The organism is Paracoccus sp. FO-3, assembly GCF_006386455.1.
Lineage (GTDB): Bacteria > Pseudomonadota > Alphaproteobacteria > Rhodobacterales > Rhodobacteraceae > Paracoccus > Paracoccus versutus.
Genome location: NZ_VCBQ01000309.1, coordinates 1 through 482 on the forward strand (window position 1 = coordinate 1; position 482 = coordinate 482).

Below are 482 nucleotides of genomic sequence, written 5' to 3' on the forward strand. Positions count from 1 at the left end.
TGGACCGGGTCTATCACGACACCTATTACGTCGTCGCCCACTTCCACTATGTGATGTCGCTGGGCGCGGTCTTCGCGATCTTCGCCGGGGTCTATTACTGGATCGGCAAGATGTCGGGCCGGCAATACCCGGAATGGGCCGGCAAGCTGCATTTCTGGATGATGTTCATCGGCTCGAACCTGATCTTCTTCCCGCAGCACTTCCTGGGCCGCCAGGGCATGCCGCGCCGCTACATCGACTATCCGGTCGAGTTCGCCTATTGGAACAACATCTCGTCGATCGGCGCCTATATCTCCTTCGCCTCCTTCCTGTTCTTCATCGGCATCGTGTTCTACACGCTCTTCGCCGGCAAGCGCGTGAACGTGCCGAACTACTGGAACGAACACGCCGACACGCTGGAATGGACCCTGCCCTCGCCGCCGCCGGAGCATACCTTCGAGACCCTGCCCAAGCGCGAGGACTGGGATCGCGCCCAGGCGCAT

At 60.8% G+C, this 482-nt stretch carries 1 protein-coding gene; it reads left to right on the forward strand.

The genetic code is table 11. The features are described from left to right. A partial coding sequence (locus tag FE811_RS27130; RefSeq protein ID WP_181181003.1) for a cbb3-type cytochrome c oxidase subunit I occupies positions 1–482 on the forward strand: 482 nt, incomplete at both ends.